Below are 21,134 nucleotides of genomic sequence, written 5' to 3'. Positions count from 1 at the left end.
ACTATGCTCAGGTGCTGGAATATAGCCGGCATATGACGCCGGATCGGCAGTCTCGTAAACAACAATACCCAGCCCACTTCAGAGGGCATTACCCATGGATAGCAGAACCTTACGCAACCTCATGCGCATCGTGCAGACCGGCTCGTTGTCGGCCGCAGCCGAGCATTCGTGCCTGACTGTGCAGGCCCTGGCCGCGCAGTTGAACAAGGTCGAAGAGCAGTTCGGTTTCCGCTTGTTTCGACGTTCCAACAAAGGGCTGACGCTGACGCCGCAAGGCACTGAGCTGACGCCCTACATGGACAAAGTGCTGATTGCCACGCGACAGATGGAAGAAAAGGTCGAGGCGCTCAAGGTGCCGGGCCAGCGCACATTGAAGGTTGCGTTGAACAACACGTTGTCGTCTGACTTCAACCGGCGAATGATCGGACGCCTGATCGAGGTGTTTCCCGATTACCAGATGGAATTCAGCTACGCCGAGTCGATGGAGAACCTCAGCAAGCTGAAGAATGAAGACTTTGATCTTGCGGTGCTGATCGGCCCGCAGCGGCCGGGTCTGCCGAGTATCGTCCTGCCGGATGTGCAGGTGCAGGTGGTCGGTGCGCATTGCGGGCAGGAAAACGATCCACTGACGTTGCTAGGCAACAAGTTTCAGGTGCGTCCTGCGGAAGATTGTCCGTATTCCCACAGCTTCCTGCGTTTTCTCGACGCCGGACTGGGCAATCACGAGAACGGTCAGCGCATGGTCTATTCCTGCAGTGAAACTCTGACGCTGTCGTTGATCACGCAGATGGACGCAGTGGGCATGGTGTCTCGTGAGGCCGCGCAAAAGAACGGCCTGACGATTTTTCCCGGTTTTGAGGATTTCCTCGAAGTGCGTCTGGCGGTGAATAACCCGAACCTGTCGGGCCAGGCCCTGAACGACGTGGTCGATCTGCCGCTACATGATCGAGCCGAGCGCAATGTACGCAGCCGTCCCAACCGCCACACTGAGAAAGAGGTTTTTGCTGAAATACGCACATAACAACGTCGGAATGGCTGCATAAAATTCCGGGCGATCGAGCTGTATGTGCTGATCCTTGATCAACAAGGGTGTCAGGCTGATCGCAGCGACGATCGCCACCGGCAGGTACTCCAGCGCCCGCGCAACGAATGGCGGCCAGTGCTCGGTGTTGACCTGCAGCGGCAACGCGCGTGGCAGGAAGGTCACGGCCATCATCAGCGCGACCACCAGAATCAGGAACGTTTGGTCAGGCATACACCCACTCCGCAGCCCACAAACGTGGCGATGAATACGTTGAATGGCGAAGTACCGACCAGGCTCAGCGCGCCCATGCAGGCGACGGCAGCCGCGGCGGCGATGAGTTTGTTGCGGGTGTTGCACAGCGACACCAGCACATAGAGCATCATTGCGGTCAGTGCGTAGTCGAGCTGATATTTGATCAGGTGCGACGCGTATTGCGCGCACACAGCGCCCAGCAATCCTCCCAGCACCCAAGAGGTGTGGCAGAACAGGTTGAAGCCGATCAGGTAACGGATGTTGACCGGCGCGCCGGTGCCCAGTTTGACGCTGTGGAACGCAAAGGATTCGTCGGTCAGGCCACCGGCGTAGGCCCAGCGCTCCATGCGGCTGAGCCCCAGTGCGCGCAGGGCCTTGGCCATGTACACCGACATCAGCATGTGCCGCGCATTGATCAGGAAGGTGGTCAGCACGATGGTGGTCAGCGAAGCGCCACTGGAGATCAGCGCCAGCGCGGCAAATTGCGAAGCCCCGGCGTAGACGAACAGACACATCGCCACCGGCAGCCACATTGGCAGCCCGGCGTTCACCGCCATCAGCCCAAACACGAACGACACCGTGAAGTAACCGGCCACCACCGGGCTGGCTTCGGCAAACGTGCGCGATGGCTGATGAGCAGCCATCAGCGGCGCACTGCCGGACGTTTCATTCATAGATCCCTCTCAAATGTCCGCTCGCCGTGGGGTTCGCAAAAACCTTGGGCAGTCCAGAATCGCTTGCCCGCGAGGTTAGCATCGTCGACGAACAGAAACATCCGTAATACACCGACCCGTTTCATGTCGGATGACGCCGCTTCCACCAGCCGCTGGCCGACGCCCTGACTGCGATAGCGCGGGCTGACCGCGAGGTGGTTGATGGTGCCGCGACTGCCGAGCATGCCGCCGAGCACCGCACCGACGATTTCGCCTTCGACGTCGAAGGCCAGATAGGCCGTGGTGGTCTTCTGGATCAATACACCGCGCAGGCATTTGGCATCCTGCCATTCGCAGAACGACACTTCGTCGAACTGCCGGAAGAAGCGCTCCATGCGCTGCGCGTCCTTGGCGGTGGCGCGTCGCAGCACCACCGGCGTCGAGCACTCGACACCATCGATTGGGGTGATCTGATTAGCGAACAATGTCGAAAGCGGTCCCGGGCCGCGAGAAGGAAATCGCCAGAATCTGCCGATACGCCATGGCATGCGTGTGGGTGTTGCGCGCCGGGGTCACGTAGTGGCGCATGTCCCGATCAAGGAAGTAGGTGGTGTCGAGAATTTCCTGGTAGGTGGTCGACGCCAGTTGATGCTCGTGCACATCGTACAAACGGCTTTCCGCGCCCTCGACATTGTTGCGCCCCCAAAAGTGCACACCGCTGAACGGATAGCCGTCGCAGTGAATCCCTTCCGGGGTGATTTCCAGTTGTTTGCCGGGTTTGATCTCGATGCGGATCTGATGGATCTGGCACTGCCAGATCTCATCGTGCAATTCTTCCGGCAACACGCTTTTGTACACTTCGAAATCGGTGTCGATCAGGCTGCGCATTACCGGCGAAGTGATTACTTCATCGGAGAAGTCCTGAAAGTGCCGCACAACACCGCCCACATAGGCGTTGTTCTCTTTCGACTGCACGTACGCGCGATGCTCGAGTTGCTTCAATTCACGTGTTTTCGGGTTGTACTCGAAGTCGCTGTAACGACGGTAACGCATGCCGGCTTCGGCCTGACCGTAGTAACTGTCTGGCTCCATGTTTTCCCAACTTTTGGTCAGTCTGACGAAGTCGGCAAAATGACCGTAGAGATTGAAGTCACCACCCTGGACGTTGACATATTTGTCGCGCCGTAGCGATTCGCCCACTTCTCTGTTCAAAACGATCATTACCAAATTCTCCGCTGCGTTGAGCGGCCTAATCTATTAGGTGGAGAATTTGCGTCCATGAGAAAGAATTTCAGGCATTTAAAGCCCTGTTTGAAACGGTACTTGAAGACGCCTCAAAACAACTTTTACGTGACAAAAACACGGGTTTTTTACGGTTTACGCAGAAAAGACCTCGAAAAAAAACCCCGAGCCAGTCGGGGTTTTCTCATGTTTCTTACACCGCATCGTTCATCAGAAGATGTTGATCGGGTAGTCGACGAATACACGCACTTCGTTGCCGCTGACGTTGTACTCGCTGGATTTCTGCGACACACGCAGGATCGAGCTGCGCAATTTCACGCTCAGGTCTTTCGCCGGGCCACTTTGTACGACGTATTTGAACTGGTTGAAGATTTCGCGCTCGGTACCGCCGGTGCTGGTAGAAGTGGTGATGTTGTCGCCACGCACGTACGCGAAGTTGTAGCTCAGACCCGGTACGCCGAATGCGCCGAAGTCCAGGCCGTAGCCCAGCTGCCAGCTGCGCTCGTCTTCAGCGTTGAAGTCCGACCAGTAGGAGTTGGCCAGGTAGATGGTGTTGCCACCGTCGCCAATCCGCTGCTGATCTTTCTGATAACCGCCGTACGCGTAGCCCAGGTTGCTATCGCCGGTGGAGCGCTGGTGCGCTACGGTGAACGAGTGCGGGCCAGTGGCGAAAGTCGCTGCCAGGCTCCAGATCTTGTTGTCCTGACCGGTCACGATGCTCTTGCCCGGAACAGTGTTCTCACGAACGTAAGAACTGTCCAGCTTGGTGCGGTAGCCGTTGAAGTCCAGGGTCAGCGACTGATCCTTGTTGAACGGCAACACGTAGTTTGCGTTTACGTATTGTTTCTTCAACACGTCTTCAACGTCGGAAGCGTACAACGCGCCCTTGAAGTTTTCAGTGAACTGGTAGCTACCACCCAATACGTTGATCGACTTAAGGCCACCGCTGTCACGACCCTCATCACTCTTGCGCGATTCGGCGGTGAAGCGACCGGCATTCAGCTCCAGACCCTTGATCTCTTTGGAAGTGATCAAAGTACCGGTGTAGCTTTCCGGCAGCAGACGCGAGTTGTCGTAGTTCAGCACCGGCAGCGCCGGCATCTGGTCACCGTAAGTCAGCACGGTGTTGGAGAAGCGGAATTTTACCGCTGCGCCAGCCTTGGCCAGATCGCTGGAAGCATCGCCATGCTCGCCTGCAACGTTGCCGTTGTCTTGTTTGAAGAAGTCGATACCACCAGCGCCGCTACGGCCCTTGCCGCCATCCAGACGCAGTGCGTATAGACCGAAAGCATCAACACCCACACCAACGGTGCCTTGGGTGAAACCGGAAGAGAACGTACCGATGGCCGCCTGGCCCCACTCGGCTTTGTCTTCGTTACCATCTTTGTAATCACGATTGATGTAGGCATTGCGCAGCAGCACTTTCAGGCTGCTGTCTTCTACAAAACCCTTGGATTCGGCCTGGCCGTCAGCCATTGCCGAAGTGGCACTCAACATCCCCAGTGCGATCAGACTGATTCGCTTGTTCAACATTTTGTTTTCCTTATTACGGGTTGAAACGCGCTGTGTCGAACGGCTGAAACGGCGCTATTGCACTCTTTTTTCACCCCGAAACAAAAAGACCCGCCCACGACAAAGTCATGGCGGGCCTGCTTGTTATTCTTGAGTCATGGCGGTTGGCCACAGGCGTTGGGCCGAATCGTAGCCGCGCCCTCAATAATGTGTCAATTTCAAGAATCGTCTTTAAATAGGTAAAAATCGTCTAAGAATCGTAAATTTTGCGATAGCACATTGCTCGGAAATGCGCTCAGCCAGTGAATCCAGCGCAATTACGCGCAGCCGTCGAGGCCGCATTGCGCGGAGGATTGCCTCGGCTCATCAACCACCACCGCTTGCTCCAACCAGTCGGCGAAAGCCTGCGGTTTGCCTAGCCATGGGCTGATGTCGATCAAGGTGAACTGCCCATCCTGCTCCAGCGCCAACGTCGGAAAACCCTGCCCACCGAGTTGTGCCAGCAATCTGCGACTGGCTTTTACGTGCGCTGTCGTATCAACGGATTTAAACGCAGCCGCAAAGGTGTTCTCCGCGTAGCCCAAATCACTGGCGAGTTCGAAAAGTATGGATTCATTGGCAATCCGCCGTCCTTCAACGTAATGCGCCGTCTGCAAACGTCCGAGCATCTGCAAACCGCGACCGTCGATGGCCTCTGCCGCCATCACCGCCGCAATCGGCGGCGTCGAATCGAAAACCGCCGAGTGATCACGCAGCAGACCTTCGAAATACGCTTCGCCAAAGGGTTGTCCGGTGTATTCGGCAATGCGCCGATCGTGGGGCATGACGTAATCGCGCAGTTGCGGCGAAACTTGCTGGCGATTCGCGCCGCTCATCATTCCGCCCGCATGGGCAACGACCGGCAGTACATGTTGCGCCGCTTGCACCAGCGGTTTGGCGCCGTAGCACCAGCCGCACAATGGATCGTAAATGTAGTGAAGGATCATGAGAGAACTCCGGCAACAAAGTAGAAAAATTCGATGCCGGCAGACTATTCCTACGCGTGTTGGGGAAAAACGCCGGAATGGCTCTCAGACTGTTTCGAGAATCGGTCGAATGGATCGACTGATCAGGTTGTATCGAAATCGACATAAATTGAAACAATCTGACAGGGGAACTTCTCAGGAATAAATTACAGGAGTAAATGCAAAGCATTACCATTCGCGCGTTTGAATTTCCTTACCCTTTCGGATGCGCTTTTCCATGCCTGCCCCGTTCCGCCTCACGCCTGTCACCCTTGGATTGTCTGCCTTTCTGTCCAGCGGTTTTGCTTACTCCGCCACCGAACTGCCCGCCACCGCGATCAGCGCCGAAGAACAAGCCGAGGACCCGCGCGTCAAGATCAGCAACACTGCGACTCGCACCTCGACACCGGTGCGCTATGTGCCGCAGGCCATCGACTCGATCAAGACCTCAAACGTCGCCGACTACGGCACCAATGACATCGGCGACGCCCTGAGCGGGATTCCCAACGTCAGCAGCAGCGCCGACACGCGCTTCGACAGCCTGCGTATCCGCGGCTTCGACGCCAGCAACGACTTCTATCTGGATGGCATTCGCGATGACAGCCAGTACAAGCGCGACCTGCACAACATCGAGCGGGTCGAAGTGCTCAAAGGTCCGGCGGCAGTGCTCTACGGCCGTGGCAGCCAGGGCGGGATCGTCAACCGCGTGAGCAAGCTGCCCGAGTTCGGCCGTCGTTCGACCATCGAGGCCCAGGGCGGCAGCGAAGACCTGCGCAGCCTGTACGCCGACCTCAGCACCGACCCCAGCGAAAATTTAAGCCTGCGCCTGAACATGGGCAATATGGATGAAAACAGTTTCCGCGATGGCGTCAGCGGCAATCGCCAACTGTTCGCGCCATCGATGAGCTGGCAATTGACCCCAGACTTGAACTGGCTGGTGCAATACGAATACAGCCGCTACAACCGCACACCGGATCGCGGCATTCCCGGTGTGAATGGCCGCCCGGCGGATGTCGGTCGCGACACCACCTACGGCAACGATCACGATTTCATCGACGACAAGGCGCAGTCCCTGCGCTCGAAACTCACCTACGAGATCAACGACAACTGGCAGCTGCGCCAGACCTTGGGTGTGTTCAAGCTCGACAGCGATTTCGACAACACCTATCTCACTGGCTTCGATCCGAAGAACAACAAGGTCGCGCGCCAGCACTGGCAGCAGGATCTGACCACCCGCAACGTCTACAACAACCTCGAACTGGAAGGTGGTTTCGATACCTTTGGCCTTGAACATCGCCTGCTGACCGGCGTCGAGATCGGCAGCCAGCGCCGTGATCCGAAGTTGTACAACGCCGCGACTGGCAAGACCCCAGGCGCACAACCGGTGCCATCGCTCGACCTGTTCAACCCCAACCGCGAGCTCCGTCATACCGGCAGCATGCAGGTGTTCAGCGACAGCCACACCGAAGTCGAAAGCCGCGCGGTGTACGTGCAAGACCAGTTGCGCCTGAACGATCAATGGCAACTGCTGGCCGGCCTGCGTTACGACACCTTCGATATCGAGTCGACCAACCAGCTCAAGAACCTCACTGAAGATCGCGACAGCCACAGCACCAGTCCACGCTTCGGGATTGTCTGGACGCCGCTGCAGAATCATTCGTTCTATGCCTCGTGGTCGAAGACCTTCTCGCCCGTTGGCGGCGGCCTGATCGGCATCACCCCGGGGGCTGCCGGTAATAGCAACGACTTGAGTCCGGAGCTGACCAAACAGAAAGAAATCGGCGTGAAAAGCGACTGGCTGAATGATCGTCTGAGCACCACGCTGGCGGTCTACGACCTGGAGCTCTACAACCGCCGCACCAGTGATCCGAACGATCCGACCCTGACCGTCATGACCGGTCTTCAGCGCTCGCGCGGCATCGAACTGACCGCCACCGGCAAACTGGTCGGCAACTGGTACATGCGCGGTGGCGTCGGCGTGCAGGACACCACTATCGAAAAGGATAACAACGGCCTGGAAGGCAAGCGCGTCAACAACGTGGCCAAACACAACGGCAGCCTGTTCCTGACCTGGAAACCGGAAATGGGCTGGTACGGCGAAACCGGTCTGACCCTGGTTGGCCAGCGTTACGCCGACAACGCCAACACCACCGTGCTGCCGGGGTATGGCCGCTGGGATGCACTGGTCGGCTACCGCTTCAAGGACTGGGACTTGCGCGCGGCACTGAACAACATCACCGACCGCGAGTATTACGCCTCGGCCACCAGCCAATATCAGATCCAGCCAGGCGCACCGCGCAGCGTGGTGATGACCGGTACCTACAGTTTCTGAATGCACACAAATCCTGTGGGAGGGGGCTTGCTCCCGAAGGCGTCGCGTCAGGCAACACCATCGTCACTGACTGATTGCATTCGGGAGCAAGCCCCCTCCCACAGGTTCAATGTTCGCAATGGTTTCCATCGTGCATAAAAAAGCGCCGCCATCCCGGCAGCGCTTTTACCAATCCCTGTAGTTGTTCTTATCCTTCCATCACAGCCCATAACGCTTCCAGTTCGGCCTCGCTGAACAGGCCAGCGGGGTAGCGCTCGATCATCATCCGGCGCGGATCAGGTTCCCTGATCTGACGCGTTCCGTTGGATTTCAAAAAGTGCGCGACAATCTGGAGCGATTCGCCGTTAACGGCCATGGGATGCAAAGTCCGCTCGCTGACTACGTTCACTTCGGCGTTCATTTCAGCGCTCTCTCCCCGTTCGTGAGCGGCTACGTTATCCAAGGTATATGACAGAACTGTTGAAGTTCCCCCCTCTCCCTAGTGCACTTTGTCCGATACAAGAGCTATGCCAAGGTTTCCGATTTGTCGACAGGCGGATACAAACAAGCCCGCGGTCCAACAGGGCCGCGGGCTTGTTTGAATGTGTAGCAAGCTAATTGTTGCCTGGCCGATTTATGAATCAACTCAAGCTGTTACGTCTCAACTCACTCTTTGTGCGGGGCTGGCTGCTGTTGGGTAAGGCAGTGGATATTGCCGCCGCCCAGTAACAGTTCTCGGCCCGGCACCATTACCACTTCATGCTGCGGGAACAGCTTCTGCAGGATTTCCCGCGCAGGCGCGTCCATCGGATCGTCGAAGCTCGGCGCGATGATGCCGCCGTTGACGATCAGGAAGTTCACGTAGGAGCCGGCCAGGCGCACGGACGGATTGCGCTCCTGCGTACCGTCGACCGGATCGACACCGGCGCACTCTTCTTCGGTCGCATACAGCGGCCCCGGAATCGGCATCTTGTGCACCGTGAACGGGCGCCCCTTGGCGTCGGTGCTGCTTTGCAGCACGTTCATCGCCGCCTGGCAGCGCGGGTAGTTCGGATCCTGCGGATCGTCGGTCCACGCCAGCAGCACTTCGCCCGGGCGCACGTAGCAGCAGAAGTTATCCACATGACCGTCGGTTTCGTCGTTGAACAGACCATCCGGCAGCCAGATGATCTTATCCACAGACAGATTGTCACGCAGCACCGCTTCGATCTCTTCGCGGCCCAGGTGCGGGTTGCGGTTGTGATTGAGCAGGCACTCTTCAGTAGTGATCAGCGTGCCTTCGCCGTCGACGTGAATCGAACCGCCTTCAAGCACAAAACCTTCGGTGCGATAACGCGGGCTGCGCTCGATTTCAAGGATCTTGCCACCGACCTGCGAATCACGGTTCCACGGCGAATACAGACCGCCTTCAAAACCACCCCATGAGTTGAAGTCCCAGTTCACACCGCGCACTTCGCCGCTGTTGTTGATGACGAACGTCGGGCCGGTGTCCCGCACCCAGGCGTCATCGCTGGACATCTCGACCACACGGATATTCGGCACATCGAGGCGCGCACGGGCGTTTTCGTACTGGCCAGCCGACACGGCAACCGTCACCGGCTCAAAACGGGCGATGGCCTTGGCCACTGCAACGTGCGCGGCCTGCGCCGGCTTGCCACCCAGGCGCCAGTTGTCCGGGCGCTCGGGCCAGATCATCCAGGTCTGAGTCTGCGGCGCCCACTCGGCCGGCATGTAGAAGCCATCGTCACGCGGGGTACTTTTCAAAGTGGTCATCGGAACAGCACTCCAGGAAACCGTCGAAGGGTTGCAAAGCAATGGCGACTTTATAACCGATAAATATCGTATTTTAAATGCTTTAAAATGATGCCCGTCTAAAAAAAACAGTTAAATACCGATACAAATCGAATTATCACTGAACCATCTGGGAGCGGGCTTGCTCGCGAAGGCGCCACATTCGTCGATATCACCTTTGAATGAAAAACCGCCTTCGCGAGCAAGCCCGCTCCCACAAAAGCAGCGTTTACAGGCCTTCCTCGAGCACCCGATCCAGCATGTCGACAAAGAAGTCGACACTGCGCCGCGAGGTAACCATCGGCGGTTTGATCTTGAGAATGTTCAGGTCATCCCCGGTTGGCTGCATGAAGATCCCCAGCTCACGCAGGCGATCGCACAGCAAGGCGGTTTCCTCGGTGGCCGGCTCCAGGGTCTGGCGATTGCGGATCAGTTCCAGTCCCAGATAGAACCCGGAACCATGCACCGCGCCTACCAGTGGATGTTTATCGATCAATGCCTCCAGCCGCGCCTTGAAATGCCCGCCAACCACCTGGGCATTTTCCCAGAGCTTTTCTTCCTCCATCACATCCAGCACCGCCATACCGACCTGGCAGCTCACCGGACTGCCGCCGGCCGACGAGAAGAAATAGCCTTCCGCTTCCAGCGCCTCGGCGATTTCCCGACGCGTAATAACGGCGCCGAGCGGCTGGCCGTTGCCCATGCCCTTGGCCATGGTGATGATGTCCGGCACCACGCCCTGCTCTTCGAAGCCCCAGAAAAAGTGCCCCATGCGCCCGTAACCGACCTGGACTTCGTCGGCGATGCACACCCCGCCCTGGGCCCGCACCAATGCGTAAACCTGCTTCAGATAACCGGGCGGCAGGGAAATTCCGCCGGCGTTGCCGTACACCGGTTCACAGATGAAACCGGCCAATTGGCGCTCCTGCGCGGCGATATGCGCCAGTTGCGCTTCGACGCTGCGCACATAGTCCGGCGCCGAATCGAGGCCGCGAAACTCGCCACGGTAGGTATTCGGCGCGGTCACCGGGTGCACCCAGTCCGGGCGGCTTTCCAGCGCGCGCGGGTTGTCGGCAATCGAGGTCGACACCGCATCGGCGCCGACCGTCCAGCCGTGATAGGCCTCCAGCACGCTGAGCATGTCGCGGCCGCCGCTGTAGGCCCAGGCCAGGCGAATCGCCAGGTCGTTGGCCTCGCTGCCACTATTGACCAGAAACACCCGGTCCATGCCTTCCGGCGCCAGCTTCAGCAAGCGTTCGGAAAACTGCGCCACCGCCGCATAGTTGAAGCGCGAGTTGGTGTTGAGCAGCGACCACTGTCGCGCCGCCACCTGAGCCATGCGCGGATGACCATGGCCGAGCACTGCGACGTTGTTGAGCATATCGAGGTAGGAACGGCCCTGCATGTCGATCAGGTGATTGCGCCAGCCACGCTCAATACGTGGCGGATCGACGTAATAGTGTTTTTGCGTGCGGGCGAAACTGGCGTCGCGCCGTTCGAGCAAGGTTTTCGCGTCCAGCTCCGGCTCGGCATCGCAGGCCAGCCCCAGCAGCGCCGCTGGCGACGGGCACAACGCCTGCCACGCAGCCGCGCGCGAAGGGCTGCAGAACAACGGCGCATCCAGCGATGCAACGCGGCTCAACTGCACCTTCAACGGACCGTCGACCGAACCCAGCACCTGACCTTTGACCAGCGCCGCGCCGCTGTGCAGCGAGGCGTTCACGCCCCATAGGCGCACGCTGAGCTGTGGCCCGTCGAGTTGCAGCACACCACCTGCCGCGTGATGCAGCACACCGGCAAACGGCGCTTCCACGGCCGAACCCTGCGGCACGCGCAACTCAACGTGCAGCGGGAAAGTCTCCGGTTCGACCGCGCTGTCCACTCGGGTCTGCGACAAGCGGTATTGCCCGTAACGACTGGCCGCCAGGCCATGCGCGGCCGCGGCTTCAGTGAGCAGTCGTTGATCGATACCCTCCTGCTCCCAGTTGCCCGCCTCGAAATGCGGACTCAGGACGCCAAGGTCGATCAGCGCAAATGCCCGCCCGACCAGCTCGGGCAACAGCGGCGCAAATCCCTCGCTGCCGACCGTCGGCAGACGCTGGCCGACTGACGTGAGGATCGCCGCTTCCATCAGCGCCAGGGGTACAGAAGTGGCCACGTGGAAAATTTCCCATTCGTGGCCAAGGTTGTCGCGGCTATAGGTATTACCCGGATCGATACTGACCTGCTGCTCGCCACTGAGCACCAGCACCGCCGCCCGCGCCACGATCAACGGCCACAACGCCAGCAACTCCTCATGTTGCAGCGGATTGACCGCGTGATAGGCCTGCACCGCCGGCAGAATCACGAACGGATCACCACCGACATGGTGCAGCAGCGCCGCGCACGTCACCGACAGATCGGTGATGCGCCAGGTGCGCACCAGATCACCAAAGTCGATCACGCCCTGCAATTGCCAATGGCGCTTGGCATCGCGTTGCCAGACAGCGTTATCGTCGGTGATGTCCATGTGGATCGCCTGCACCGGCAGTTTGTCCTGCAACGGCTGCAAACGGCGCTCGGCCTGTTCGGCGGCGTCAGCGATCAGTGTGCGCTGGCGTTCATCCTTGATCACCGGTAGCAAATGGCTGATCAGTGCACTGGCATGCCGCGCGTCCCATTGCAACGTGCGATCAAGGCCCGGATGGTCGAAGCCGGCCAGCGCCAGGTCCATCTCGCCACACAGCTGACCGAAACCGGCCACCACGTCGTGGCCCAAGTAATCAAGATGAGTCAGCGGCTGGCCTTCGATGTAGTCCAGCAGCCGCACGTGCACCTGCTCGCCATTGGCTTGCAGCGACAACAGGTCCGCGCCGTTATTGGCCGGGATCACCTTGGGTACCTTTACCGACGAATGCTCGGCGAGGTACTTGAGACCGGCATGTTGGGCCTGCAACTCCACCAGCGCGTAATCGCCGCGGCAGATTTTCAGGACAAAGCGCCCGCGTTCGCTGTCGACCCGGTAATTGAGATCCTGCTGACTGCCCAGCGCCTGTAATGTGCCGCTGAGCCCGTAATGCTCGGCCAACCATTGCCGGGCCAGCGCCTCGGAGACCTGCGGGCTGGGCAGACTGGCGCGATGAATCAACGTGGCGAGCGGCATGGAACGACCCCTGAAATTTTATTAGGCGCCTATATCGCCATTGCCCCGAGGGATAATCAACCCCCGACCGGTGAACACACCCCAGCCCCTGTGCGAACCGGCAACGCCCGTGCGTCGAATATCCAGCAGCAAAACACAGCGCAGACAAAATAGCGGGGGCATCCCTCTTGCACCGTCCCTCACCTGCCGACAAGCTATGCTCCACTCGCTTTATCGTCTTACGGAAAAAGGCCAACCTGCATGCGTATTCTCATCACCGGTGGTGCCGGTTTCATTGGCTCCGCACTGGTTCGCCATCTGATTCGCAACACTGACCACGAGGTGCTTAACCTCGACAAACTGACCTATGCCGGCAATCTGGAGTCCCTGACCAGCATCGCCGACAACAGTCGTTACGAATTCGTCCAGGCCGACATCGTCGACCACCCAACGGTGAGCGCCATACTGCAGCGCTTCCAGCCTCATGCGATCATGCACCTGGCTGCCGAATCCCATGTCGACCGCTCCATTGACGGTCCGTCGGAATTCATCCAGACCAACATCGTCGGCACTTACAGCCTGCTGGAAGCGGCCCGAGCCTACTGGTCGGGGCTGAGCGAGCCGCAGAAAAGCGCTTTCCGCTTTCACCATATCTCCACCGACGAGGTCTATGGTGACCTGCATGGCGTCGATGATTTGTTCACCGAGACCACCCCCTACGCCCCAAGCTCCCCTTATTCAGCGAGCAAGGCCGCGTCCGACCATCTGGTCCGCGCCTGGCACCGAACCTACGGCTTACCGGTCCTGCTGACCAATTGCTCGAACAACTATGGGCCGTACCACTTCCCGGAAAAACTGATTCCGCTGGTGATCCTCAATGCTCTGGCAGGCAAACCGCTGCCGGTATACGGCAACGGCCAGCAAGTTCGGGATTGGCTGTTCGTCGACGATCACGCGCGGGCACTGCTCAAGGTGGTGACTGAAGGCGTGGTCGGCGAAACCTACAACATCGGCGGTCACAACGAGCAAAAGAACATCGATGTCGTACACGGCATCTGTACGTTGCTCGAAGAACTCGCGCCTCATAAACCTGAAAACGTCGCCCGGTTCGCCGACCTGATCACTTTCGTCGAGGATCGTCCCGGCCATGACCTGCGTTATGCGATCGACGCCGGCAAAATCGAACGCGACCTTGGCTGGGTGCCGGAAGAAACATTCGAGACCGGACTGCGCAAGACCGTCCAATGGTATCTGGACAACCTCGAATGGTGTGGTCGTGTCCAGGACGGCAGCTACCAGGGCGAACGCCTCGGTTCCACGTGTATCAAGGATCTTCACGCATGATGAAAGGAATAGTTCTGGCCGGTGGCTCCGGTACACGTTTGCATCCGATCACGCTGGGTGTATCGAAACAACTGTTGCCGGTCTATGACAAACCGATGATCTATTACCCGATCTCGGTACTGATGCTGGCCGGCATCAAGGACATCCTGGTGATTTCCACCCCACAGGATCTGCCGCAATATCGCAACCTGCTGGGCGACGGCAGCCAGTTCGGCGTGTCGTTCAGTTTTGCCGAACAACCGTCCCCGGACGGTCTCGCCCAAGCCTTTTTGATCGGCGAGCAGTTTATCGGTAACGATCCGGTCTGCCTGATCCTCGGTGACAACATTTTCCATGGCCAGTATTTCGGCGAGCAGTTGAAGAAGGCTGCCCAGCAAAAGGCTGGCGCAACCGTATTCGGCTACTGGGTCAAGGATCCGGAGCGCTTCGGCGTGATCGACTTCGACAGCGAAGGGCGCGCGCTGTCCATTGAAGAAAAACCGGCGAAGCCAAAGTCCAGCTACGCCGTCACCGGGCTGTATTTCTACGACAACGATGTGATCAGAATTGCCAAGGCAGTCAAACCCTCGCCCCGTGGCGAACTGGAAATCACCGATGTGAACAATGCCTATCTGCAGCGAGGCGATCTGCAGGTCGAGCGCTTCGGTCGTGGATTCGCATGGCTGGATACCGGTACGCATGACAGCCTGCTTGAGGCTTCTCAATACGTGCAGACAATCGAACACCGTCAGGGCCTGAAGGTCGCGTGTCTGGAAGAAATCGCCTATCAGAACGGCTGGATCACTCGCGATTATCTGCTCGAACGCGCTCAGTATTTCGGCAAGACCGGATACGGCCAGTACCTGTTCTCGATTGCCGGAGACAACCAATGAACGTGATTGAAACCGGCCTGCCGGGTGTCGTGATCATCGAACCGAAGGTATTCGGTGACGAGCGCGGTTTTTTCTATGAAAGCTTCAACGCCAGGGCATTCGCTGAAGCGACGGGAGTTCACGCACAGTTCGTCCAGGATAACCACTCGCGTTCGCAAAAAGGCGTGTTGCGTGGCCTGCACTATCAGTTGGAAAACACCCAGGGGAAACTGGTACGGGTAACCGTAGGGGAAGTCCTGGATGTAGCCGTGGATATCCGCCGCAGTTCGCCGAACTTTGGCAAATGGGTCGCCGTGCGCCTGTCCGCCGACAACCATCGTCAGTTATGGGTCCCGGAAGGCTTTGCCCACGGTTTCGTCGTGCTGAGCGAGGTGGCCGAGTTTCTCTACAAGACGACCGACTACTACACGCCGTCGGCCGAACGCAGCATTCGCTGGGATGACCCGACACTGGCCATTGACTGGCAACTGCAGCAAGCCCCGAAGCTGTCTGCCAAGGATCAGGACGGCAAAAGCCTGCAAGAGGCCGACCTGTTCCCATGAAAATCCTTATCTGTGGTCAGAATGGACAGGTCTCGCAGGCGTTGCAGGCGTGTCTGGCCGGTCTCGGCAGCCTCGTAGTACTGGGGCGCGACCGCCTCGACCTCGCGCAACCGGCGCAAATTCGCCAGCAAGTCAGGCAAGTCGCGCCCGACCTGATCATCAATGCAGCGGCATACACGGCCGTTGACCAGGCACAAAGCGAGCCAGAGCTGGCGTTCGCCATCAACGCAACCGGCCCCGGGGTACTGGCCGAAGCGGCCGCCCTGCTGGACGTTCCGCTGATCCATTACTCCACCGATTATGTGTTCGATGGCAACAAACACGCGCCTTACGTTGAATCTGACGCGACCAACCCGCTCGGGGTCTACGGCAAGAGCAAGCTGGCGGGTGAGCAGGCTGTCGCTGCCGCTCATGCGCAGCATTTGATCCTGCGCACCAGTTGGGTCTATTCAACCCATGGCCGCAACTTTCTGTTGACCATGCAGCGTCTGCTTCAGGAAAAACCCGAGTTGCGGGTTGTCGCTGACCAGATCGGTGCGCCGACCTGGGCCGGCAGCATTGCCCTCAGTACCCTCGAACTGATCAAGCGCTGGCAAGACAGGCAAGCGGGTGCCTGGGGTACCTACCACCTGACCGCGCAAGGTGAGACTTCCTGGTTCGGCTTTGCCCAGGCCATCGGTAGCGCGCTACTTGAACAGGGGAAGCCTTGCGCAACGCTATTGCCGATTCCCTCGAGCGACTATCCGACGCCTGCCGCCCGGCCATTGAATTCGCGACTCGACTGCAGTCGCTTGCAACGGGAATGGGGGGTCAGTCAACCTGACTGGCAAACTGCGCTGCATGAGTGTCTTGCCCGGCAAGCCTAGGCATAATGCGCCTGTCACCACAGGCGCATCCGGCTCATGAAACCTATCCTTCCCCGCAGACCTCGCTGGCGCAGCCTCGCGCTGCTGGCCCTGTGTCTGGCGCCGCTGCTGTGGCCGCTGGAGCATCTGGCCGAGCGCTATTACCGCAGTGAACTGGCCGGACAAAACCGCCAGACCCTCGACCTCTACGTCGCCAACCTGCTGGGCACCCTGCACCGTTATGAAGTGTTGCCGCAGATCCTCGGCGACCTGCCGGCCCTGCGCGCCGTGCTCGGCGCTCCGGACGACGGTGTCACCCAGGGCAACGCCAACCGCCTGTTGAAAAACATCGCAGCGCAGACCGGCGCCGAAGTCATGTACCTGATGGACACCAGCGGCCAGACCCTGGCGGCGTCGAACTGGGACAAACATGACAGCTTTGTCGGACGCAATTTCGCCTTCCGTCCGTATTTCAGCGAGGCCATGGCTGGACGCCTGGGGCGTTTCTTTGGTCTGGGCACCACCTCGGCCAAGCGCGGATATTTCTTCGCCGCAGCAGTGCGCAACGGCGAAAAAATCATCGGCGTGCTGGTGATCAAGGTCGACCTCGACCACACCGAAAGCCTCTGGGGCAAAACCCCGGAACAACTGTTGGTGACCGACCATAACGGCGTGGTGATTCTCACCTCGCGCCCGGAATGGCGTTTCCGTTCGACCCGCACCCTGAGCGATACCGAGCGCTCGGCAATCACCGCCATCCAGCCCTATCCGACCCGCGAGCCGCGCCCACTGAACCTCAGCGACAGCGCCTGGCTGACCCAAACCGTCGATATCGCCGAAACCGGCTGGAGCGTCAGCATCCTCGCTCCACGCACGCTGATCGACCGTCCGGTACGCACTGTGGTGGCGATCGGCGGCGCCACGCTGTTGGTGGTGATGCTGCTGCTGGGACTGATGATGCAGCGTCGCCGGCATTATCTGGAACGCATCGCCTTCGAAGCCAAGGCCCGGCGTGAACTGGAAGGCCGTGTGGCAGAACGCACAAGCGATCTGGAAGGCCTCAACCGCCGCCTGAAGCAGGAAGTGCTGGAGCGGGAACAGGCCCAGCAGGAGCTGGTGCGTGCCCAGGACGATCTGGTCCAGGCTGGCAAACTCTCGGCGCTGGGCACCATGTCGGCGAGCATCAGCCACGAACTCAATCAGCCGCTGGCGGCGATTCGCAGCTATGCGGAAAACGCCGAAGTGCTGCTCGATCATCAACGCACCGACGACGCCCGTGGCAACCTCAAACTGATCAGCGAGCTGACCGGGCGCATGGCCTCGATCATCGCGCACCTGCGTGCCTTCGCCCGCCGCGATCGCCACGCCCCGGAAAGCGTGGCTCTGCAACCGGCGCTGGACGATGCGCTGGCATTGCTCGCCAAACGGCGCCGCAGCATGGAAGTCGAGCTGATCCGCGACCTGCCCGCCGCCACGCTGTGGGTCGAGGCCGGGGAAACCCGTCTGCGCCAGGTGCTCGGCAATCTGCTGGCCAACGCCCTCGATGCGCTGACCGAAAAAGGCCCGCCGCGCAAACTGTGGCTGAGTGCCGAATCCACGGCCGAGGGCGTCAATCTGTACATTCGCGACAACGGCCCGGGCTTTTGCATGGAAGCCCTCGGCCGCGCCAGCGAGCCCTTCTACACCACCAAGACCCGCACTCAGGGCCTTGGCCTGGGGCTGGCGATCTGTGAAACCCTGATGCGCGCCTTCGGCGGTGAACTGTCGTTCGCCAACCACAAGCAAGGTGGCGCCTTGATCACCCTGCGGCTGCGCGCCGGCGCGCCCGGGGTCAGCCTGCAACCGTCCGAGGATCGAAGTGCATGACCATCGACAATCGCATTCAGGTGGTGTTGATCGACGACGATCCGCACCTGCGTCAGGCCCTCGGCCAGACTCTGGATCTGGCCGGGCTGAAAATCCTTCCGCTGTCCGAAGCCAAAGGTCTGGCCGGGCAACTGGAGCGTGACTGGCCCGGCGTGGTGGTCAGCGATATCCGCATGCCAGGTATGGACGGCCTGGAGCTGTTAAGCGAATTGCACGCGCAGGATCCGGAACTGCCAGTGCTGCTGATCACCGGCCACGGCGATGTGCCGCTGGCGGTGCAGGCGATGCGCGCAGGCGCCTATGATTTTCTGGAAAAACCGTTCGCCAGCGATGCCCTGCTCGACAGCGTGCGCCGCGCCCTGGCCCTGCGCCGGCTGGTGCTGGACAACCGCAGCCTGCGTCTGGCCCTGAGCGATCGCAACGAACTGAGCGCACGACTGGTCGGCCATTCGGCGCCGATGCTGCGCCTGCGCGAACAGATCGGTGCGCTGGCGGCGACCAAGGCCGACGTGTTGATCCTTGGTGAAACCGGCGCCGGCAAAGAGGTCGTGGCCCGTGCGCTGCACGATTTGTCGAGTCGGCGCAACGGCCCGTTCGTGGCGATCAACGCCGGGGCGCTGGCCGAATCGGTGGTCGAAAGCGAGCTGTTCGGGCATGAGCCGGGCGCGTTCACTGGCGCGCAGAAACGCCGGATCGGCAAATTCGAATTCGCCAACGGCGGCACGCTGTTCCTCGACGAAATCGAAAGCATGAGCATGGACGTGCAGGTGAAACTGCTGCGCATGCTGCAAGAGCGTGTGGTCGAACGTCTGGGTGGCAATCAGCTGATCCCACTGGACATCCGCGTCATCGCCGCGACCAAGGAAGACTTGCGTCAGGCCGCTGATCAAGGGCGTTTCCGCGCTGACTTGTACTACCGCCTGAACGTCGCACCATTGCGCATTCCGCCGCTGCGCGAACGCGGCGAAGATGCGCTGGTGCTGTTCCAGCATTACGCCGATGAAGCCAGCGCCCGCCATGGTTTGCCGCCGCATGAACTGCAGCCGGCGCAACGCGCCTTGCTCCTGCGCCACACCTGGCCGGGCAACGTGCGCGAACTGCAGAACGCCGCCGAGCGGTTCGCCTTGGGGCTGGAACTGGCGCTGGATAACAGTGGAAACGAAGGCGGCACCACCGTGGAAGTCGTCAGTGGCGGACTGAGCGAGCAGGTGGAAAACTTCGAGAAATCGTTGATCGCCGCTGAGCTGGCGCGCTCGCACAGTTCGGTGCGCAGCCTCGCCGAAGCCTTGGGTATTCCGCGCAAGACCCTGCATGACAAGCTGCGCAAGCACGGCTTGAATTTCGCCGACAGTAACGCCCATGGAGACGAAGCCGAATGAACCGCGACAGCCGCTATCTGGAATCGGTGCTGCATCACGACATTCCGCTGACCCGCGAGATGGGCCTCAAGGTCCTCGCCTGGCATGAGCAGCAGTTAAGCCTGCACTTGCCGCTGGAGCCGAACGTCAATCACAAGAGCACCATGTTCGGCGGCAGTCTCTACTGCGGCGCAGTGCTGGCGGGTTGGGGCTGGCTGCATCTGCGCCTGAAGGAAGAAGGCATCGATGACGGGCACATCGTGATTCAGGAAGGCCAGATCAGTTATCCGCTGCCCGTGACCAGTGATGCCACAGCGATTTGCCCGGCACCGGAAGCGTCGGTCTGGAAGAAGTTTCTGGCGATGTATCAGCGCTATGGACGCGCACGGTTGACGCTTAATACGCGGATCGTCAACGCCGGCAGCGATGAGGATGCAGTGACGTTCAGCGGGCAATACGTTCTGCACCGCTGAAGCAAAAGATCGCAGCCTTCGGCAGCTCCTACAGGGGGATGCGAAATCCTCTGTAGGAGCTGCCGCAGGCTGCGATCTTTTGATCTCAGGAGCGAGCCAGCTCCAACAGTCTTGAACGCCACGCCGCTTTCGCCGGCAGCGCCAGAAAGAACGCATTGAGCAGCGATTCCCGCGCCGGATAACAGAACGCTTCGCCCTGCAGATCCAGCACCTCGCCGCCGGCACCTTCGAGCACGCCCTGCGCCGCAGCGGTGTCCCATTGCGACGTCGGCGCCAGTCTTGGGTAGCAATCCGCCGCTCCTTCGGCCAGCAGACAAAACTTCAACGAACTGCCGATGTTTGCCAGTTGCAACTCGCCCAGGCTGGCGCTCAGACCGGCAAGCAGCCGCTCTTGCTCCGGACTCGAGTGGCGACGGCTCGCCACCACGGTGAACGCTTCACCGGGCGCGAGCGCGTCACGCACCTGAATCGCCACCGGCGAACCACCTTTGTCCCCACGCCACGCGCCGAGACCGGCACCGCCGACATAGAAGCGGCCATTGGTCGGCATCGACACCACGCCAAACACCACACGACCGTTTTCGATCAGGGCGATGTTGACGGTGAACTCTTCACTGCCGCTGATGAACTCCTTGGTGCCATCCAGCGGATCCACCAGCCACCAGCGCTGCCACCCGGCGCGCACGCTCTGCGGAATGTTGGCGTCCTCCTCCGACAGAATCGGAATACTGGAGTCCAGTGCGGTCAGCCCGGCGACGATTACATGGTGCGCGGCCATATCCGCTGCGGTCACCGGTGAATCATCGGACTTGGCGGTGACCTCCACGCCAGAGCGCCAGAACTGCAGAATCGCCTCGCCAGCCTGCAATGCCAGCTCAACCACCGGCGCCATCAACGGATGGGGAAAACTCATCGACATCTCAC

General features: G+C 59.9%; 19 protein-coding genes. 9 read left to right on the top strand and 10 right to left on the bottom strand.

Going from position 1 to position 21,134, the window contains the following annotated elements; genetic code table 11:
• The first annotated feature begins 94 nt into the window (after window positions 1–94).
• The gene (locus tag ACS4NR_RS23295; protein ID WP_095137942.1) at window positions 95–1,021 is read left to right on the top strand and encodes a LysR family transcriptional regulator; all 927 of its coding nucleotides are present in this window, start codon (window positions 95–97) and stop codon (window positions 1,019–1,021) included.
• Here the strand turns inward: ACS4NR_RS23295 and ACS4NR_RS23290 are convergent.
• The 6 genes from ACS4NR_RS23290 to ACS4NR_RS23265 all read right to left on the bottom strand — a co-directional run bounded on the left by ACS4NR_RS23290 (window position 938) and on the right by ACS4NR_RS23265 (window position 5,669).
• On the bottom strand, window positions 938–1,255 hold the full coding sequence (locus tag ACS4NR_RS23290) for an AzlD domain-containing protein (protein WP_095137941.1): 318 nt from the start codon (window positions 1,253–1,255) through the stop codon (window positions 938–940). The genes ACS4NR_RS23295 and ACS4NR_RS23290 overlap by 84 nt on opposite strands.
• On the bottom strand, window positions 1,234–1,950 hold the full coding sequence (locus ACS4NR_RS23285) for an AzlC family ABC transporter permease (protein WP_003220701.1): 717 nt from the start codon (window positions 1,948–1,950) through the stop codon (window positions 1,234–1,236). The genes ACS4NR_RS23290 and ACS4NR_RS23285 overlap by 22 nt, the downstream gene beginning before the upstream one ends.
• Window positions 1,947–2,324, bottom strand: coding sequence for a GNAT family N-acetyltransferase (locus tag ACS4NR_RS23280; RefSeq protein WP_003220700.1), 378 nt, complete (start codon window positions 2,322–2,324; stop codon window positions 1,947–1,949). Before ACS4NR_RS23280 ends, ACS4NR_RS23285 begins: the two co-directional genes overlap by 4 nt.
• Before the next feature lie 79 nt (window positions 2,325–2,403).
• Complete coding sequence (locus ACS4NR_RS23275) at window positions 2,404–3,150, bottom strand: 2OG-Fe dioxygenase family protein (RefSeq protein ID WP_064585516.1); 747 nt, start codon at window positions 3,148–3,150, stop codon at window positions 2,404–2,406.
• 231 nt (window positions 3,151–3,381) lie between these two features.
• Window positions 3,382–4,704, bottom strand: coding sequence for an OprD family porin (locus ACS4NR_RS23270; protein WP_253148842.1), 1,323 nt, complete (start codon window positions 4,702–4,704; stop codon window positions 3,382–3,384).
• 296 nt (window positions 4,705–5,000) lie between these two features.
• Complete coding sequence (locus ACS4NR_RS23265; RefSeq protein WP_456018452.1) at window positions 5,001–5,669, bottom strand: DsbA family protein; 669 nt, start codon at window positions 5,667–5,669, stop codon at window positions 5,001–5,003.
• A 256-nt stretch (window positions 5,670–5,925) separates the two neighbouring features.
• On the opposite strand from ACS4NR_RS23265, the gene ACS4NR_RS23260 reads away from it, so the two are divergent.
• Complete coding sequence (locus tag ACS4NR_RS23260; protein WP_456018451.1) at window positions 5,926–8,019, top strand: TonB-dependent receptor; 2,094 nt, start codon at window positions 5,926–5,928, stop codon at window positions 8,017–8,019.
• Window positions 8,020–8,206: 187 nt separating this feature from the next.
• Here the strand turns inward: ACS4NR_RS23260 and ACS4NR_RS23255 are convergent, their stop codons facing one another.
• The 3 genes from ACS4NR_RS23255 to ACS4NR_RS23245 form a co-directional block, all read right to left on the bottom strand.
• Window positions 8,207–8,419 carry a hypothetical protein gene (locus ACS4NR_RS23255; RefSeq protein ID WP_007961849.1) on the bottom strand — a complete coding sequence of 71 codons (213 nt, stop codon included), beginning with the start codon at window positions 8,417–8,419 and terminating at the stop codon, window positions 8,207–8,209.
• Between the two features lie 245 nt (window positions 8,420–8,664).
• Entirely contained in the window at window positions 8,665–9,771 is a 1,107-nt protein-coding gene (aguA, locus tag ACS4NR_RS23250) for an agmatine deiminase (RefSeq protein WP_007961848.1), read from the bottom strand.
• 247 nt (window positions 9,772–10,018) lie between these two features.
• A complete protein-coding gene (locus ACS4NR_RS23245) occupies window positions 10,019–12,931 on the bottom strand; it encodes an aminotransferase (RefSeq protein ID WP_456018450.1) in 2,913 nt (970 codons plus the stop codon).
• Window positions 12,932–13,171: 240 nt separating this feature from the next.
• Between ACS4NR_RS23245 and rfbB the strand changes: the two genes are divergently transcribed.
• The 7 genes from rfbB to ACS4NR_RS23210 are packed head-to-tail and all read left to right on the top strand — an operon-like array spanning window position 13,172 to window position 20,210.
• Window positions 13,172–14,254 carry a dTDP-glucose 4,6-dehydratase gene (rfbB, locus tag ACS4NR_RS23240; RefSeq protein WP_456018449.1) on the top strand — a complete coding sequence of 361 codons (1,083 nt, stop codon included), beginning with the start codon at window positions 13,172–13,174 and terminating at the stop codon, window positions 14,252–14,254.
• On the top strand, window positions 14,251–15,126 hold the full coding sequence (gene rfbA, locus ACS4NR_RS23235) for a glucose-1-phosphate thymidylyltransferase RfbA (RefSeq protein ID WP_166496334.1): 876 nt from the start codon (window positions 14,251–14,253) through the stop codon (window positions 15,124–15,126). Before rfbB ends, rfbA begins: the two co-directional genes overlap by 4 nt.
• The gene (gene rfbC / locus ACS4NR_RS23230) at window positions 15,123–15,668 is read left to right on the top strand and encodes a dTDP-4-dehydrorhamnose 3,5-epimerase (protein WP_443531827.1); all 546 of its coding nucleotides are present in this window, start codon (window positions 15,123–15,125) and stop codon (window positions 15,666–15,668) included. Before rfbA ends, rfbC begins: the two co-directional genes overlap by 4 nt.
• Window positions 15,665–16,534: a dTDP-4-dehydrorhamnose reductase gene (gene rfbD / locus ACS4NR_RS23225; protein ID WP_456018448.1), complete on the top strand. Its 870-nt coding sequence runs from the start codon at window positions 15,665–15,667 to the stop codon at window positions 16,532–16,534. Before rfbC ends, rfbD begins: the two co-directional genes overlap by 4 nt.
• A 36-nt stretch (window positions 16,535–16,570) precedes the next feature.
• Window positions 16,571–18,379 carry a sensor histidine kinase gene (locus tag ACS4NR_RS23220; RefSeq protein ID WP_456018447.1) on the top strand — a complete coding sequence of 603 codons (1,809 nt, stop codon included), beginning with the start codon at window positions 16,571–16,573 and terminating at the stop codon, window positions 18,377–18,379.
• Complete coding sequence (locus ACS4NR_RS23215) at window positions 18,376–19,758, top strand: sigma-54-dependent transcriptional regulator (RefSeq protein WP_456018446.1); 1,383 nt, start codon at window positions 18,376–18,378, stop codon at window positions 19,756–19,758. Before ACS4NR_RS23220 ends, ACS4NR_RS23215 begins: the two co-directional genes overlap by 4 nt.
• Window positions 19,755–20,210 (top strand): YiiD C-terminal domain-containing protein, encoded by a 456-nt coding sequence (locus tag ACS4NR_RS23210; protein WP_456018445.1) that lies wholly within the window; start codon window positions 19,755–19,757, stop codon window positions 20,208–20,210. Before ACS4NR_RS23215 ends, ACS4NR_RS23210 begins: the two co-directional genes overlap by 4 nt.
• An 85-nt stretch (window positions 20,211–20,295) precedes the next feature.
• Here ACS4NR_RS23210 and cysQ read toward each other — a convergent pair whose 3' ends face one another.
• Window positions 20,296–21,123 (bottom strand): 3'(2'),5'-bisphosphate nucleotidase CysQ, encoded by an 828-nt coding sequence (gene cysQ, locus ACS4NR_RS23205; protein ID WP_456018444.1) that lies wholly within the window; start codon window positions 21,121–21,123, stop codon window positions 20,296–20,298.
• Window positions 21,124–21,134: the final 11 nt, after the last annotated feature.

Source organism: Pseudomonas sp. JQ36 (assembly GCF_053851495.1).
This window is presented reverse-complemented; position numbering and strand designations above follow the sequence as displayed.